General features: G+C 69.7%; 16 protein-coding genes and 1 pseudogene. 13 read left to right on the forward strand and 4 right to left on the reverse strand.

Features of this window, described 5'->3' with window-relative positions; all coding sequences use genetic code 11:
- From AB0I43_RS19265 to AB0I43_RS19275, 3 genes and pseudogenes are all read left to right on the forward strand, one after another.
- Positions 1-785, forward strand: a pseudogene (locus AB0I43_RS19265) (Fe-S oxidoreductase); the annotation flags it as partial.
- A 38-nt stretch (positions 786-823) separates the two neighbouring features.
- Positions 824-2479 carry a hypothetical protein gene (locus AB0I43_RS19270; protein ID WP_357432479.1) on the forward strand — a complete coding sequence of 552 codons (1656 nt, stop codon included), beginning with the start codon at positions 824-826 and terminating at the stop codon, positions 2477-2479.
- Positions 2404-2973, forward strand: coding sequence for a hypothetical protein (locus AB0I43_RS19275; protein ID WP_357432480.1), 570 nt, complete (start codon positions 2404-2406; stop codon positions 2971-2973). Before AB0I43_RS19270 ends, AB0I43_RS19275 begins: the two co-directional genes overlap by 76 nt.
- On the opposite strand, the gene AB0I43_RS19280 is transcribed toward AB0I43_RS19275, so the two are convergent.
- Positions 2960-3568: a helix-turn-helix domain-containing protein gene (locus AB0I43_RS19280; protein WP_357432481.1), complete on the reverse strand. Its 609-nt coding sequence runs from the start codon at positions 3566-3568 to the stop codon at positions 2960-2962. The two genes, AB0I43_RS19275 and AB0I43_RS19280, sit on opposite strands and share 14 nt — an antisense overlap.
- Positions 3569-3666: 98 nt before the next feature.
- Between AB0I43_RS19280 and AB0I43_RS19285 the strand changes: the two genes are divergently transcribed.
- From AB0I43_RS19285 to AB0I43_RS19325, 9 genes are all read left to right on the forward strand, one after another.
- Complete coding sequence (locus tag AB0I43_RS19285; RefSeq protein WP_356977978.1) at positions 3667-4548, forward strand: metal-dependent hydrolase; 882 nt, start codon at positions 3667-3669, stop codon at positions 4546-4548.
- Positions 4549-4598: 50 nt separating this feature from the next.
- The gene (locus AB0I43_RS19290; protein ID WP_357432588.1) at positions 4599-5576 is read left to right on the forward strand and encodes a PDR/VanB family oxidoreductase; all 978 of its coding nucleotides are present in this window, start codon (positions 4599-4601) and stop codon (positions 5574-5576) included.
- A 20-nt stretch (positions 5577-5596) separates the two neighbouring features.
- Positions 5597-6094: an SRPBCC family protein gene (locus AB0I43_RS19295; protein WP_357432482.1), complete on the forward strand. Its 498-nt coding sequence runs from the start codon at positions 5597-5599 to the stop codon at positions 6092-6094.
- On the forward strand, positions 6091-7557 hold the full coding sequence (locus AB0I43_RS19300; protein WP_357432483.1) for an NAD(P)/FAD-dependent oxidoreductase: 1467 nt from the start codon (positions 6091-6093) through the stop codon (positions 7555-7557). The genes AB0I43_RS19295 and AB0I43_RS19300 overlap by 4 nt, the downstream gene beginning before the upstream one ends.
- Positions 7557-8462 carry a short-chain dehydrogenase/reductase gene (locus AB0I43_RS19305; protein WP_357432484.1) on the forward strand — a complete coding sequence of 302 codons (906 nt, stop codon included), beginning with the start codon at positions 7557-7559 and terminating at the stop codon, positions 8460-8462. Before AB0I43_RS19300 ends, AB0I43_RS19305 begins: the two co-directional genes overlap by 1 nt.
- Positions 8459-10264 carry a fatty acid--CoA ligase FadD11 gene (fadD11, locus tag AB0I43_RS19310; RefSeq protein ID WP_357432485.1) on the forward strand — a complete coding sequence of 602 codons (1806 nt, stop codon included), beginning with the start codon at positions 8459-8461 and terminating at the stop codon, positions 10262-10264. Before AB0I43_RS19305 ends, fadD11 begins: the two co-directional genes overlap by 4 nt.
- 76 nt (positions 10265-10340) lie before the next feature.
- Complete coding sequence (locus tag AB0I43_RS19315) at positions 10341-10931, forward strand: TetR/AcrR family transcriptional regulator (protein ID WP_357432486.1); 591 nt, start codon at positions 10341-10343, stop codon at positions 10929-10931.
- Positions 10928-11383, forward strand: coding sequence for a DUF6640 family protein (locus AB0I43_RS19320; RefSeq protein ID WP_357432487.1), 456 nt, complete (start codon positions 10928-10930; stop codon positions 11381-11383). The genes AB0I43_RS19315 and AB0I43_RS19320 overlap by 4 nt, the downstream gene beginning before the upstream one ends.
- A 76-nt stretch (positions 11384-11459) precedes the next feature.
- A complete protein-coding gene (locus AB0I43_RS19325; RefSeq protein ID WP_356977989.1) occupies positions 11460-11669 on the forward strand; it encodes a hypothetical protein in 210 nt (69 codons plus the stop codon).
- Positions 11670-11672: 3 nt separating this feature from the next.
- Here AB0I43_RS19325 and AB0I43_RS19330 read toward each other — a convergent pair whose 3' ends face one another.
- The 3 genes from AB0I43_RS19330 to AB0I43_RS19340 all read right to left on the reverse strand — a co-directional run bounded on the left by AB0I43_RS19330 (position 11673) and on the right by AB0I43_RS19340 (position 14718).
- Entirely contained in the window at positions 11673-12890 is a 1218-nt protein-coding gene (locus AB0I43_RS19330; RefSeq protein WP_356977991.1) for a cytochrome P450, read from the reverse strand.
- A 10-nt stretch (positions 12891-12900) separates the two neighbouring features.
- Complete coding sequence (locus AB0I43_RS19335) at positions 12901-14076, reverse strand: cytochrome P450 (RefSeq protein WP_356977993.1); 1176 nt, start codon at positions 14074-14076, stop codon at positions 12901-12903.
- A gap of 189 nt (positions 14077-14265) precedes the next feature.
- Positions 14266-14718 carry a MarR family transcriptional regulator gene (locus AB0I43_RS19340; protein ID WP_356977995.1) on the reverse strand — a complete coding sequence of 151 codons (453 nt, stop codon included), beginning with the start codon at positions 14716-14718 and terminating at the stop codon, positions 14266-14268.
- Positions 14719-14806: 88 nt separating this feature from the next.
- Between AB0I43_RS19340 and AB0I43_RS19345 the strand changes: the two genes are divergently transcribed.
- Complete coding sequence (locus AB0I43_RS19345) at positions 14807-16276, forward strand: MFS transporter (RefSeq protein WP_357432488.1); 1470 nt, start codon at positions 14807-14809, stop codon at positions 16274-16276.
- The last annotated feature ends 30 nt before the right edge of the window (positions 16277-16306 follow it).

Genomic DNA, 16306 nt, shown 5'->3' on the forward strand with positions numbered 1-16306 from the left:
TGGTGGATGTGGCCCAGTTGATGCTGGACGCGATCACCCGAGTCGAGGCTGATGAGTTGGGTGCGAACCTGGTCGTAATCCAGGAACCCAAACAAGCCCCCGAACCCGAACCCGAACCGGAGCCGGAACCGGTTGCCGCTGCGGCGGAGGCTCCTGCGTCGGCGGCCAAGCCCGCTGGTGGCGGGTTGGCCATGAAGGGCGGCAAGGCCCCTGGTGGCGGGTTGGCGATGAAGGGCGGTAAGGCTCCCGGTGGCGGGCTGGGTATGAAGGGCGCCGCCAAGGCCCCCGGTGCCGGGACCACCGAACCGGCGGCCGAGGACAAGCCCGCGGCCAAGGGTCTGGCCATGAAGGGCCCCGCCAAGGCTCCCGGCGCGAAAGCCGCGGCTCCGGCTGAACCGGCCGCGGAGGAGAAGCCCGCTGCCCCGGTCAAGGGTCTGGCCATGAAGGGCCCGGCCAAGGCCCCTGGCAAGGGTTTGGCCATGAAGGGTGCGGCGAAAGCCCCGGGCGCCAAGGACGACTCGGCTCCCGCCGCCGAAACCCCGGCTACCGAAGCACCGGCGGCTGAGACTCCGGCCGCTCCGGTCAAGGGCCTGGGCATGAAGGGCAAGGCCAAGCCGCCGCGCGGGAGCGCGAATACCAGGGCTGCTGCGGAAACCTCTGGCGTGAAGGGGAATTCGGTATCGACCGTCGCGACACCAGCAGATAACAGTGCCGCTCGCCCAGTCGCGAAACCGGGCGGCCTCGCGATGAAGGGGCTTGCCAAAGCGCCAGGCAGGAAAGGCTGACACGACGCATGGGTGACACTCCGCAGATCATTCGGCACATGGTCGCGATACCGAATCGACAGATCGAGCCGGTGCGGGCGGTGATCCCGGACGCGGTCGTCGACGCGATAGCGCCCGCGCTCATCGAGACCATGCGGGCCGCGGCGATCCGGATTCCGGTGACGCCCGCAGCGCAGCTGGGTGGCACGCGCGCAAAGGACGCCGAGCCCGACTTCGAGACTCGGTCGGAGTGGGATCGCCTCGGGCACCTGCTGCCCGAGCGGTTACTCGGCGCTCTGGAGCTGTGGCTGACCGAAGTGAATGCCCCACTGCTGGAGCCACTTTCAGAGCTATTGCCACAAAAGACCGACACGGGTGTCATGAACGTGACGCTCATGGGCGCCTGCGAGCCGAAGACGGCGCTCGACAAGCTCGAAGCGCTCCGGCCGGGAACCTCCGCGCTGATCAGCGACCTGGCGACCCGAGTGAGCGAGCACCCTGCGATCGTGCCGCTGCTGCGGGTCACCGTGACCGACGGCGACGAGACGGAAATCCCTGCCGCACACGGTAGGGCGTACTTCGCGCTGTGTGTGGCGGTGGCCGCCACCGTGCTGCGCGCCCTGGACCGAGGGCACGAGACGGCGGCCGTGCTCGGGAGCGCTCTGCTCGCCGCTGACGGGCTGCTCCGCGCCGCTCCCCTGCCTCAGGGGTACGAACACGCGCGGGTCGCCCGGATCCGTGAGGGCTATCTGTACCCGCGCGCTTCGAGGGGAGCCGTTGCGGCACAGGATCATCGGTTCGCGCTGACCGAAGCGGAGTTCCCCGAAACGGCCGATTTCGGGGAGAACGGTCTGGTCACCCTCGTCCCGGGCGGGATCGCGGTACGAACCGGCACCGCGGACGGCATCGTGAGTCTGCGGATCGACATCCTCGAAGAGCCGCCCACGGAGGTCGATACGACGAGCTGGGACGAGGTGGTGGAAGTCGCGTGGACCGCGCACCGCGGTCTCGCCTCCATCGTGGGCGCCCCGGCGAACCCGGGATTGCGCCCCAGCTACCGGCTGGTCGAGCAGACACCGCCGTGGCCGGGCACCTACCGAGTCCGCGTGCACGCTGTCAACCGCGACGATCCCCGCAGCGAGCACTACCAGCTGACAGTCTGGAGGTCGGAGAACACGGAACCGGTGGTGCACCGGCGAACCGATCGGCTCGGCTATCGCCTGCGCGGCGAGCCCGAACCCCCGGCGGTCGCGAAGCCCGAGGACGCGTATCGCTGGATAGCGAAGTCGACGCTCGGGGACGCCGCGACGATCACCCTCGTCGCCGGGGCCGATCCGGACACCGTGCTCGAAGCCTTGGGCGCGGATCCGACCGCACCCGGGCGAATGGACACCCTCGGGCAACCGACGTCGGACTACACCACCGATCCCTGGGTCGCGGTGGCACGCGTCGCGGGCGGGTGCTGGCCGTCGAGTACAACGGCTATCAGGCTACCCGACGCCCGGAGTTGCGGGCACTCGCCCGCGGCACCCGCGCGGCATCGATGTTCTGGAACGTCAACGGCCGGACGCAATTGTCCTTCGCCGAGAACGGCGAAGTCCTCGCCACGTCCGAACTCGATGCAGCCCCGACGAATCCCGTGCTCGAACCGTTCCTGCGGGACATGGATCTCGCCGACTACCGCGACGGAATCGCGAAAGGGGTTGTCGCCGTAGGCCGGTTCACCGGCTGCGCCTTCACCGAGGACGACCTCGCACGCTTGGCGACCGCCGGCATCGGGTTCGCGATCTTGCCGCTGCTGGAGGAGCTGCACCCGGAGCCACGGCAGCCCGATGGATCGCGCACCTACCCGGGGAACGGCCCACTGGGTCCCGACACCGACGCCCTGGCCGACCTACCGCCCGAGCGGCTGCGCGAGCTGGCGTGGTGGACGGCGAGCCGCACGGTCGAGCACGCGGGCCTGCACACCGACCCCGAGGTGATCGCGAGCATCGCGGCCCGAGCCTTGACACCCGAGGTCGAACGACGCGTGCGCCGGTCGGCCATCGGTGACCGCGACCAGCACTGGGCCTGGGCGACCGTGCACCGGGCGAGCAATCCGGACCCGCTGGCCGCGGCGATCGGCGCCCTGGACACCGCGCGCTTCGCCCACGGCCCGGACGCCGCCGACTTCATCGGTAGTGCCAGGGAGCACTTCAGCGTGCCGTGAGCAGTGGTGCGAGGTGCGTGCGGGCGAAGGCGGCCAGGTCGTTGTCGAGATCAATGGTGCCGACGGGCTGCAGAATGACCGAATGCACTATCCGGCAGGCGATTTCGACACGGATGTCGAGGTTCGGCGGTTCGGGGAGAGCTTTCGCGCGCAGGGCGCTGCGAAGCAGTTCGGTGGTCGCGGCGACGGCGAGCAGGAAGACGCCCGCACCGCCGGTGGTGAGCTGGGGCAGCAGGCGGTCCGGTTCGAGCGCGAGCATGCGCTCGACCAGTGGATGGGTGCGCCAGCGGGTGACGACGGTGACGAAGATGCCGGCGACGAGGTCTTCGAGGGTGTCGTGGCGGGCGGGGAGCTCGGCGAGTTCGGCGAGCAGGTTGCGCACCTCCCGGCCGGTGACCGCGCTCACCACGTCGTCGCGGGAACCGATCCGCCGGTAGACGGTCACGCGGTCGACCCCGGCCCGCCGGGCGATGTCCTCGATGGTCGTCTTCTTCACGCCCACCTGCCCGAACTGCACCAGGGCCGCGTCGAGGATGCGTTCCTCGACGAACCCGGATTTCGCAGCGTCTTCCGAGGTCGCGGCTGGGGAGGGCATGGCACGACGCTAGCACCGATCGGCCGATTTGCAACAAAAACAGCCAATTTGTGGCTGCAACATTGCCATACAAAATGTGGCGCTGTACGGTTCGCTGTATGGCTGATCACAGTGCAACGACGCGCTCCTATCAGGACGAGGCCCACGCAATCCACGCCCGCGACGTCCACTTCGACTTCGCCACGGTCCCGATGCACTACATCCCGGACGAGGTGGTCGCCACCCACGTCACGAACGTGATGCACCTGGTCCTGCCCGAGGGTGAACGCGCGATGGCCGCCTGCCTGGCCGAGGCGCTGCCCTTCATCGAGGACGAGCGCCTGCGCGAGGAGGTGACCGGCTTCATCGGCCAGGAGTCGATGCACGCCAGCAGCCACGAGGGCGCGCGCGAGCACCTGCAGTCCATCGGCCTCGACGTCGAGTCCTACGTGCAGAAGGTCGCCTGGCTGGTGGACCGGGTCCTGGGCGACCACGGCCTGGACGGGCGGGCCAGGCAGCAGTGGCTCAAGGAGCGCCTGGGCCTGTTCGCGGGCATGGAGCACTTCACCGCGGTGATCGGCGAGTGGCTGCTCGAGGCCGAGGCGCTGGAGGCCGCCGGCATGCACCCGACCATGCTGGATCTGGTCCGCTGGCACGGCGCGGAGGAGGTCGAGCACCGCAGCGTGGTCTTCGACGCCTACATGCATCTCGACGGCGGCTACGCGCGCCGCGCACGCACCGGAATACTCGCCACCGCACTGCTTTTGCCGCTCTTCGTGGTCTCGACGGCCTACCTGTATCGCAAGGATCCCAGCCCGCACAAGGGCCGGTTCTGGGGTGCGCAGTTCGTGAGCGCGACCGTGCGCGGCGTGATCCCCAGCTTCACCACGTTCTTCACCGAGATGCCGCGCTATCTGCGCCCGAGTTTCCATCCCTCGCAACTGGGTTCGATGGACAACGCCCTGCGCTACCTCGCGCATTCGCCGGCGGCCCGGGCATGACCGGCGTCCAGGCCGGCCCGACCCCGAGCCTGCGCGCGCTGGGCGTGGCGATGGACCTCTACAAGCGGGTGTTCACCACACCGGCGCTGGCCCGCCCGAAACCGGTGCGGTTCCACGGATTCGACCTCGACGCCGTGGTCGAGACGGTGCGCACCGAGGCCGCGGACGTCGTCTCGCTCACGCTGCGCGCCCGCGACCTGCGCACACTGCCGTCTTGGCGTCCGGGTTCGCACCTGGACGTGTTCCTGCCCTCGGGCCGGCAGCGGCAGTACTCGCTGTGTGGCGACCCCCGCGATCGGCGGCGGTATCGAATCGCCGTGCGCCGCCTCGACGACGGCGACGGCGGCTCCCGGGAGATGCACGCTCTGCGCACCGGCGACACGGTGCGAATCCGTGGGCCGCGCAACGCGTTCACCTATATCGGCAACGCCCCGTCGTACCTGTTCCTCGCCGCGGGCATCGGCATCACTCCAATCCTGCCCATGGCGTGGGAGGCCGGGGAGCGCGGGCGGCTGGTGTATCTCGGGCGCTCCCGCTCGAGCATGCCGTTCCTGAGGGAACTGCCGCTCGACGCCGAGATCCGCCCGGACGACGAATACGGCGTGCCCGATATCCCCGCTCTGCTGGCCAAGGCGGAACCCGGTGCGGCCGTGTATGTTTGCGGCCCGCCGCCGGTGCTGGAGGCGGCCCAGCGCCACCTGTTCCGGATCAATCCGACCGCTTCCCTGCACACCGAACGCTTCTCCGCGCTACCCGTCACCGACGGGCGGGAGTTCGATCTGCGGCTGGCGCGCTCCGGGCTGACCGTTCGGGTCGGCAGCCGCGAGACCGCGCTGGACGCGCTCCGGCGGGCGCACCCCGGTGTCGTCTACTCCTGCCGGCAGGGGTTCTGCGGCACCTGCAAGGTCGGCGTCCGCTCCGGCGCGGTCGATCATCGCGACCGCCTGCTCACCGCCGACGAGCGCGCCGGCCACATGCTGCCCTGTGTCTCCCGCTCCGCCGACGGACCCCTGGTCCTCGATCTCTGACCGCGAAAGGCTTCGGCCCCATGACAACTCGCTTCGCGCTGGCCCCCTCCGACGACGCTTTCCTGGCCCGCGCCGATCGCCGCTACACCCACTTCGTCGACCTCGCGCAACCGCCCGACCGGGTGTGGGAGGTCCTGACCGCCGACGACGCGCTCGTGTCCTGGTCGCCGGTCGTCACCGCCATGGAGTGGACCTCGCCGCGCCCGTTCGGCGTCGGCGCGACCCGCGTGGTCACGTTGGGCGGCGCGGTCCGGCTGGCCGAACGCTTCTACCGCTGGGAGCACGCCGCGCACCTGAGCTTCACCGTCGACGCCGCCTCGATCCCGGGTCTGCGGCGCTTCGCCGAGGACATCGCGTTGCAGCCGAGCGCGCAGGGCACCCGCCTGATCTGGACCTTCGCCCTCGAGGGCAACGCGCTGCTGCGTCCGCTGCTGGCCGCGGCGAGCCCGGTCAATCGTCTGCTCACCCGCTCCATCGCCCGCGGTATCCGCCGCGCCGTCCCGGGGAGCGGCCGATGACCGGCCCGGAGCCCGCCGAACACCACCAGATCGTCGTTCTCGGCGCGGGTTTCGGCGGGATCGGTCTCGCCGTCCAGCTCCGCGCGGCGGGCTTCGACGACGTGGTTGTGCTCGAACGCGCCGCCGATCTGGGCGGCACCTGGCAGGCCAACACCTACCCGGGCGCGGCCTGCGATGTCCCCTCGCACCTCTACAGCTACTCGTTCGCGCCGAACCCGAACTGGTCGCGCACCTACGGCCGCCAGGGCGAGATCCTCGACTATCTCCGCGCGGTGGCCACGAAACACGATGTGGTGCGCCATATCCGGCTGAACACCGAACTGCTCGACGCCCGCTGGGTGGACGAGGAGTCGGTCTGGCGCGTCCAGACCTCGCGGGGAACGCTCACCGCCGACTTCTTCCTGTCCGCGGCCGGAATCTTCGCCGAGGCCAAGTATCCCGACCTACCCGGTCTGGACACCTTCGAGGGCAAGGCTTTTCATTCCTTGCACTGGGATCACGACCACGACCTCACCGGCGCCCGCGTGGCGGTCATCGGCACCGGCGCCACCGTGGTGCAGATCGTGCCCGAGATCCAGCCCGAGGTCGCCGCGCTGACCGTGTTCCAGCGTTCGGCGCCCTGGATCGTGCCGCGCCTGGACCGGCGCACCTCGCCGCTGGAACGGCTGCTGCTCGGGCGGATCCCGATGGCGCAGAAGGCGCTTCGCGGCACCTGGTACACGCTGATCGAGAGCTTCGGCCTGGTCGGCTTCGTGGACAATCGATTCCGGCATCCGTTCGAACTGCTCGGCCGCTTCCAGCTGCGCCGCCAGATCCGCGACGCGGCCCTGCGCGAGCGGGTCACGCCGGACTACATGATCGGCTGCAAGCGGGCGATCTTCTCCGACGCGTACCTGCCCGCGCTGGATCGCCCGAACGTCGAGGTGGTGACCGAGGGCATCGCCGAGGTCCGGCCGCGCTCGATCGTGACGCGCGCCGGAGCCGAGATCCCGGTCGACACCCTCATCTTCGGCACCGGATTCACCGCCATACCCACCGCCTTCGAGCGCATCGTAGGCCGGGACGGCCTCTCCATCGCCGACCTCTATCACCACCGCCCGCAGACCTACCTGGGCACGGCCATCGCCGGCTTCCCCAACTTCTTCTGCACCCTCGGTCCGTTCGGCGCGGCGGGAAACCAGTCCGCCATCTTCATGATCGAGTCGCAGATCGCCTACATCGTCGACGCGCTCACGACGCTGCGCGACCGCGGCGCGCGCCGGGTCGAGGTACGGACGCGCACGCAGGAGGCGTTCATCGAGGAGATGCGGCGGCGCAGCGCCGGCACCGTCTGGCTGACCGGCGGCTGCGAGAGCTACTACACCACGCCCGAGGGTGGCAACGCGGGCCTGTATCCGAGCTGGAGCTTCGAATACCGCAGGCGCACCCAGCGGTTCGACGCCGAATCCTACGAGGTGGCCTGATGAGTTCGTTCCCCTTCGATCCGCGGGCCTGGCTCCCGGGACGAACCTACGACGTCGCGGGAAAGGTCGTCCTGATCACCGGGGCAGGACAGGGCATCGGCCTGGAGCTGGCGACCCTGCTGCACGCCCGGGGCGCGCGGGTGGTCGTCACCGACGTCGACGCGATCGCGGCTCGGACCACGGCGTCCGTGCTCGGCTCCCCCGCCTATCCGATCGGCGCCGACGTCACCGATCGCGAGCAGATGGACATGGCGGTGACGGAGGCGGTCCGGCACTTCGGCCGGCTCGATGTCGTGGTCGCCAACGCCGGGGTGACGCCGGTCCCCGCGACGATTCGCACCATGGATCCGGCGGACTTCGACCGGGTCCTCGCCGTCAATCTCACCGGGGTGTTCAATACCGTGCACCCGGCGCTCGACCAGATCGTCGCGAGCGGCGGCCACGTGGTGGTCGTCTCCTCGTGCGCCGCGTTCGCCCCGGGCATGGGCGGCTCGCCGTACATGGTCAGCAAGGCCGCGGTCGAGCAGTTCGGCCGCGCGCTGCGTGTCGAACTGGCCGCCTCGGGGGCCAGCGCCGGGGTCGCGTACTTCGGCATCGTCGAGACCGCCATGACCCACGACATGCTCGACGCCGACGACCTGGGCCGGCGGCTGGACGGCATGCTCCCCTGGCCGCTGAGCGTGCGGATCACCGCGGCCGACGCCGCCCGCACCATCGCCGACGGCATCGCCCGCCGTGCCCCGCGCACCATCGCCCCGGCCGGCTGGGAGCCCTACGCCCTGCTCCGGGGCGTGGTGAATCTCGTCCTGGACAGCCGCCTGGCGGCGAGTTCCTCGGTGCACGAGCTGGTGCGCGCCATCGAAACCCGCACCGCCGCAGATCGATCCAGAAAGACCAGAGCATGAGCACACCCCGTTTCGACACCTTGCCCGCGGCGTTCCAGCACACCGCCGCGATCGATCCCGACGCGATCGCGCTACGCACGCCGGGCAACGCGCGCACCCTCACCTGGCGGGAGTACGGCGATCAGGTGCGTGCCGTCGCCGCCGGGCTGGCCGGGCTCGGCGTCCGGCGTGGCGACACCGTCGCGCTGATGATGACCAACCGCGTCGACTTCTACCCGCTCGAGGTCGGCGCCCAGCACCTGGGCGCGACGTCGTTCTCGGTGTACAACACGCTGCCACCCGAACAGCTGGCCTACGTGCTCGGCAATGCCCAAGCGCGCGTCGTGATCTGCGAACCCCAGTTCCTGCCGCGCCTGCGCGCGAGCGGGATCGCGCTGGAGCACATCGTCTGCGTCGACGAGGCTCCGGCGGAAACCCTGTCGGTGGACCAGCTGATCGCTTACGGCACAGCCGATTTCGACTTCGAGGCGACGTGGCGCGCGGTGCGCCCGGACGACGTGGCGACCCTGATCTACACCTCGGGCACCACCGGCAATCCCAAGGGCGTGGAGACGACGCACGCCAACCTGCTGTTCCAGGTGTACGGCCTCGACGGCGTCCTGGGCTTCGAATTCGGCGACACCATCACCTCGTTCATGCCGACCGCGCACATCGCCGACCGGCTCACCGCCCTCTACGTCCAGGAGGTGCTCGGCACCCAGGTCACCTGTGTGCCGGATCCGGCGCAGATCGCGGCGGCGCTGGTCGACCTGCGTCCGACCGTGTGGGGCGCGGTGCCCCGGGTGTGGGAAAAGCTGAAGGCAGCCATCGAATTCAAGGTCTCCGCCGAGCCGGACGAGTCCCGGCGCAAGGCGCTGGAGTGGGCGTTGTCGGTGGCCGCCGACCGCAGCTCGCACCTGCTGGCGGGCGAGCCGGTGCCCGCCGCGCTCGCGGCCGAGTGGGCCCGCGCCGACGAGCTGGTGCTGCGCGGGCTGCGCGCCGCGCTGGGGTTCGACCGGCTGCGCTGGGCCCTGTCCGGGGCGGCGCCGATTCCGCCGCAGACCCTGGCCTTCTTCGCCGGGCTCGGCCTGCCGATCTCCGAGATCTGGGGCATGTCGGAGCTGTCGTGCGTGTGCAGCGTCAGCCATCCCCGGGACGCCCGGCTCGGCACCGTCGGAAAGTTGCTGCCCGGCATGGAATCCCGCCGTTCGCCCGACGGCGAGCTACAGGTGCGCGGGCCGCTGGTGATGAAGGGCTATCGGGGCCTGCCCGAGCAGACCCGGGAGGCGATCGACGCCGAGGGCTGGCTGCACACCGGCGACATCGTGGAGATCGACGCCGAGGGCTTCCTGAAGGTGGTGGACCGCAAGAAGGAATTGCTCATCAACGCCGCCGGAAAGAACATGTCCCCGGCCAATATCGAGAACACGGTGAAGGCGAGCACACCGCTCATCGGCGCGATGGCCGCCCTCGGCGACGGCCGGGCGTACAACACCGCGTTGATCGTGCTCGACGCCGAGACCGCGGAGCCCTACGCGCGCCGGCACGGGCTGCCCGATGCCGGGGCGGCGGCCCTCGCCGTCGATCCCGGTGTCATCCGGGCGATTTCGGCGGGCGTGGCCGCGGGCAACGAGCGGCTCGCCCGCGTCGAGCAGATCAAGCGCTTCCGGATCCTGCCCGTGTTCTGGGAGGCCGGCGGCGACGAGATCACCCTCACGATGAAGCTCAAGCGACGGATCATCGCCGAGAAGTACGCCGCCGACATCGCCGATCTCTACCAGCACGGCCTCGCGCCCGGAGTCCACGAACCCCGGCGGGATTGACCCTTTCGCCGTCCACACATCTTCGATACAGTCTGTTTCAGAGTTCTGAAACAGACTGTCTCACAAAGGAGATGTGGTGCGTCCTCCCGACCCCCGCACCCTGCGCAGCCGCGACAACGCGCTCGCCGCGGCCCGGGAACTGCTGATCGAACAGGGCCTGGCCGGGCTCACCCACGGGGCCGTCGCCGCGCGCAGCGGGATCAGCCGGGCCACCCTGTACCGGCTGTGGCCCGATCCGCCGGATCTGGTGCGCGCCACCCTCACCCTGCACATCGAGCTCGCGCGGCCGCCGCTCACCGGTGAACTGCGCGCCGATCTGCGCGCCGCGCTCGCCGCGACGCACGCGATGCTGCACGAGCCGCTCACCGAGCGGGGCATGCGCGTCATGATCGAACGCTCCGCCGTGGATCCGAAATTCGCGCAGGTCAAGGAGGCGCTGTACCGATCGGGCACCGCGACGCTGCGGGCCGTCCTCGAAGCGGCCGTCACCCGGCGCGAACTCACCGGCGTGGATCTCGACCTGGCCGTCGATAAGCTGCACGGCCCCCTGTTCTTCCGGCGGCTCGTTGCCAACCGCACCTTCGAGCTGGACTACGCGTACGCGGTCGTCGACGACTTCCTGCGCTGTCACGCCACGAAATCCGCATCTCGGCAAGGGGATTCATGATCAAGAACCGATCCGCCGTCGCACGCCTGCTCACCGCCCTGGTGGCGGTGGTGACCGCCGCCGGCGCGCTGCTGGCCGATTTCGTCGTCCCCGCGACGGCGGCGCAGCACATGCACAACGACGCCTGGGCGCCGCACGCGAAGTTCCACGACGCCCAGTACATCGTCATGTCGATCCTGCTCGGCCTGCTCGCCCTCGCCGTTCTCCGGTGGCGCGGCGGCGCCCGCGACGCGGTGTGGACGGCCTGCGCGATCCTCACCACACCGTGGCTGGGCCTGCTTTCGGCCCTGCTGTTCCCGGGCGCCGCGATCGAGGACCCGGAGTTCGACAACCCGGCCGTCCTCGGGCTGCACCCGCAGGTGTTCCTGTCCGTGGTTCTGCTCGCGCTGCTGCTCACGGCGGCGCTGCTCGTGGCCCGGCCGGGCGCTGCCCGGCCGGGCCACCCCGCGTAGCCCCACAATCGATGGCTGCCACCCCAGGCCGCGATCGCCTACCGTGGCTCGGCAGACCACCACCGAAGGGAACCCGATGCGGAATCCGAAGCTCTGGCTCACCACACTCGGACTCGTGCTCGCACCGCTGGCCGTGGCCGCGCCCGCCGCGGCGACCGGTCTGCCGCTCACCCCGGCGACGGAAGCGCCGGCCGCGGTCGACGAACCGCGGCCGTGCGTCAACTATCCGGGCAACATTCCGTGCAACCTGTCCACCTTCTCCGCCTCGCTGGGCCTCGGCAGGTAGCCGCTACGGGCCGACGAGCACCCGGAGTTCCTGGTGCCCGTTGGAGATGAAGCCGATGACCGGCGCCACCTGCGCCGGATCCACGGCGAAACGAAGGTCGGGGAACCGCTCGAACAGTGCGGGCAGCGCGATCTTCGCCTCCAGCCGGGCCAGCGGCGCACCGATGCAGTGGTGGGCGCCGTGGCCGAAAGCCAAGTGGTCCTTCTTCGTTCGCGTGACGTCGAAGGTGGCCGCGGTCGCGCCGTGCAGCTCCGGGTCGCGCCCGGCCGCGGCGTAGGAGGCGAGGATGGCCTCGCCCTTGGCGATGTGGACGCCGCCGATCTCGAGATCCTCCACGGCGTAACGCAGCGGCAGGTGCGCCACCGGCGACTCGTAGCGCAGCGCCTCCTCGATGACGTCGTCCCAGGTGGCACGGCCCGAACGAACGGCGTCGAGCTGCTCGGGGTGGGTGAGCAGGTTGTAGATCGCCTGGTCGAGCAGGTTGACGGTGGTCTCGTGCCCGGCGTTGATGACCAGCATCAGGGTGTCGACCATCTCCTTCTCGGTGAGCCGCTCACCGTCCTCGTCGCGGGTGGAGATCAGCACGCTGGTCATGTCGTCACCGGGGTGCTCCCGGCGCAGGGCGACGAGTTCGCCGACCAGGCCGAACATTTCGAGGTAGTTGGCGTGCGCGGCCTCCGGGGTGATCTCGGTGTCGAAGAAGCGGGCGACGCAGGTGCGCAGGGCCGGCTCCCGCTCCTCGGGCACGCCCATCAGTTCGCAGATCACCTGGATCGGCACCGGGTAGGCGAAAGCCTCGCGCAGGTCGACGCTTTCACCGTCCGGCGTCTTCGCGATCTCGTCGAGCAGCGTCGTGACCAGCTCCTCGATGCGCGGGCGCAGCGCGGCGGTGCGGCGGTGGGTGAAGGCGGGCGACACCAGCTTTCGTAGTCGGCGGTGCTCGGCGCCGTAGGCGGTGAACATGCTGTCCACGGCCACCCAGGGAAACAGCGGCCACTCCGGCGTGATCTCGCCGTTGATGAACGAACCCCAGTGCTGGGCCGCGTCTTTGGACACCCGGGGATCGGCCAGCAGCTGCTTGAGCAGGCCGGCGTCGGTCACCGACCAGGCGGGCACGCCCATCAGGTCGACTAGGGTCACCGGACCGCGCGCTCGAATGCGCTCGTTCTCGCCTTGAATGTCGATGCCGGTCAGGTCCAGCGCAAGAGGTTGCGGACTCACAATAATTCTCCTACAGCACATTCAGAGGCGGGCTCGGCGGGAAGGCCACGGGCAACGCGGCCAGCGCGCGATGGAAAGGCCCAGGGCGCCAAGATAGTTCAGCCGCTGGAACCGCCAAGCGCAACTCAGGCAGGGCATCGAGCAGTTGGTCGACGGCCTCCTGGGCCACCACCGAGGCCACCGGCTTGGCCGGGCAGGCGTGCGGCCCGATGCTCCACGCCAGGTGCGAGCGGTTGCCGATGCGTTCGCCGCCGCTGATCGCCGGATCGTTGTTGCAGGCCGCGAAGCTGATCATGACCGGCTGGTTGGCCGGCAGCCACACGTCGCCGACGGCGATCGGCTGGCGCGGGTAGGAGATGGCGAAATTCGCCATCGGCGGGTCGTTGAACAGCACCTCGTCCAAAGCGTCACGGGTGGACAGACTTCCGCCGAGCACGTCGCCGCCGAAGCGATCGTCGGTCAGGATCAGCAGCAGGGTGTTGGTGATCAGGTTCTGCTGCGGTTCGATGCCCGCGCCGTAGATGCTGATGATGTTGTAGAGCAGTTCGGTGTCGTCGAGGCGGGCGTCGTGCTGCAGCAGCCGGGTCACCATGTCGTCGCCGGGTTGGCGCCGCTTGAGTTCGAGCAGGTCCATCAGCGCCGCGCTGAGCATGGTCATGCCGTGCACGGCGTTGTCGTCGACCGAGTCGAAGAGCATGGCCATGCCGGTGGCCACCCGCTGCCCGATATCGGCTGGGCAGCCCAGCATTTGGTTCAGGCCGGCGAAGACCAGCGGAAAGGCGTACTGCGAGACCAGATCCACCTGACCGCTCTCGCAGAAGGTGTTGATCAGCGAAATGGCGTCGCGTTCGACGATGGCGTGCAGGTTGTGCAGGTCGACGCCCTCGATCGCGCCGACATTGGCCTGGCGATAACGCAGGTGCGTGTTACCGCTGTTGCGCAGGACATTCGGGTACCACATCATCATCGGCTTGACGGGGCTGTCGTCGGGAATCGAGTCCTGCCAGGCCCGCGGGTCGGCCGGGAAGTGGTCCGGGTCGTTCAGGATGCGCACCGCCTCGCGATAGCTGAGCACGAGGGTCGCGGGCACGCCCGGCGCCAATTCGACCGGCGCCAAAGCCCCGTGGGTGCGGCGCAATTCGCGGTAGGCGCCGTGCGGATCGGCGGCGAACTCTTCGGAGTACATCGGGAACCGTGGCCCCTGTACCGCGCTGGACGGGCCTACCGCCCAGGGCGGGGCGGAGTTGAGTAGTGGCGAGCTGTCCAAAGCTGGTACTCCTGACACGATTTGGTACTGAACACAGCGCGAGGGCGAGCCCTCGTGCCTGACCACCCTAGGGCGAAGTACCCCGTTCTCGTCCAGTCGGCGAATCGGTCAGCGATCGGTGCGCGGCCACGGCCTTCCGACATAGGCTTCGACGGCGGCGTTGAAGCGGCGCAGATTCGCGGCGAAGGCGGCGACATCGGCCTCGGGCCAGTCCGCGAGGATCGTCCCCAGCGCGCCGACGGACTCGGCCCGGTCGCGTTCCAGCGCCCGCCGGCCCTGATCGGTGATCCGGAATTTGCGGGCGATCCCGCCGTCCGGGTCCGGGATGCGTTCGAGCACCTCGGCCTTCAGCATCGTCGTCGTCTGCCGGTTGAGCGTGGACTGGTTCAGGTTGAGGGCTTCGCTGAGCTGCGCGATCGTCATCGGGCCCTCCGCCGACAAGCGGCTGAGCAGCGTGTACGCGCTGCGTTCGAGCCGATGCGCGGCGCCGCGGCGCTCGCTGAGGCTGTATCGGCCCAGCAGCATCATCTCGAATTCGATCGAGTCCAGTGCCTTGTCCATCTCACCCTTCCGCCGCCGCCGGACCTACCTTAGATGCCGAAGTTTATGCACAATGCATATTGAGTGTACTGTGCACATCGCATGCATCATGCATAACACTGCTTCCCCGCTAGGAGTTCCTGTGCCATCCACCGGCAAACCGGGCGTCGTGCTCGCGGTTCTCGCCACCGCCGGGATCGTCGCCGCGCTCATGCAGACGCTGGTCATCCCGCTGCTCGGGCAGTTCCCGCAACTGCTGCACACCACTCCCGCCAACGCGACCTGGGTCGTGACGATCACCCTGCTGATCGGCGCGGTGACCACACCGGTCGCGGGCCGCCTCGGCGACATGTACGGCAAGCGCAGCATCCTGCTCGCCTCGATCGTGCCGCTGGCCGCCGGCTCGGTGGTCTGCGCGCTGGCGACCTCGGTCGCGCCGATGATCCTCGGCCGCGGCCTGCAGGGCATGGGGGTCGGCATCATTCCCCTGGGCATCAGCGCCCTGCGCGATCTGCTGCCGCCGGAACGGCTCGGCGGCGCGATCGCGCTGATCAGTTCCTCGCTCGGCATCGGCGGTGCGCTCGGGCTGCCCATCGCCGCCGCGGTCGTCGAATACAGCGACTGGCGGGTGCTGTTCTGGGGGTCGGCCGTTCTGGTCAGCGCGGTCGGCGTGCTGATCTTCCTGCTGGTGCCCGCCACCCCGGCCGCCGACGCGGGCGGCCGGTTCGATTTCGCCGGGGCGCTGGGCCTGGGCATCGGGCTGGTGAGCCTGCTGCTGGCGGTGTCCAAGGGATCCGGCTGGGGATGGAGCAGCCCGAGCATCCTCGGCCTGTTCGCCATCGCCGTTCTCGCACTGGCGATCTGGGGCTGGTGGGAGCTGCGCTCCCGGGATCCGCTGGTCGATCTGCGCACCACGGCCCGTCCCCAGGTGCTGCTGACCAACGTGACCTCGATCGTGGTGGGCATGGCCATGTACGCGCAGTCGCTGATCGCACCGCAACTGCTGCAATTGCCCACCTCGACCGGTTACGGGCTGGGGCAGTCGATGATGGCGATGGGGCTGTGGATGGCGCCGAGCGGGCTGATGATGATGCTCATCTCGCCGCTGGGCGCCAAGCTGTCGGCCGTGCGCGGCCCGAAGATCACGCTGATGGTCGGCTGCGTCGTCATCGCCGTGGGCTACGGCTCCGCCCAGCTGCTGATGGGCACGACCTGGGGACTGCTGGCGGTGGCGGTGATCATCAGCTCGGGCACCGGATTCGCCTACGGCGCCATGCCCGCCCTGATCATGTCCAGCGTCCCGCTCTCGGAAACCGCGGCCGCCAACGGATTCAACACGCTGATGCGCTCGATCGGCACGTCGTTCGCGGCGGCCATCGTCGGCGCGGTGCTGGCGCAGCTGAGCACCACGATCGGCGGTCACGTCATCCCCTCCGACGGCGGTATCCGCGTCGCCTGGTTCTTCGGGCTGGGCGTCGCGGCGCTGGGCGCGGTGGTCGCCGCGCTGATTCCGGCGCGGCGGACCCTCGTCGAACCGGCGCCGCGGCCCGCCGCGGACAAGGTCGGCGCCACGGTGTGATTCGATCGCCGCGGCACCGATGAATTCCGG

The organism is Nocardia sp. NPDC050435 (assembly GCF_040655395.1).
Lineage (GTDB): Bacteria > Actinomycetota > Actinomycetes > Mycobacteriales > Mycobacteriaceae > Nocardia.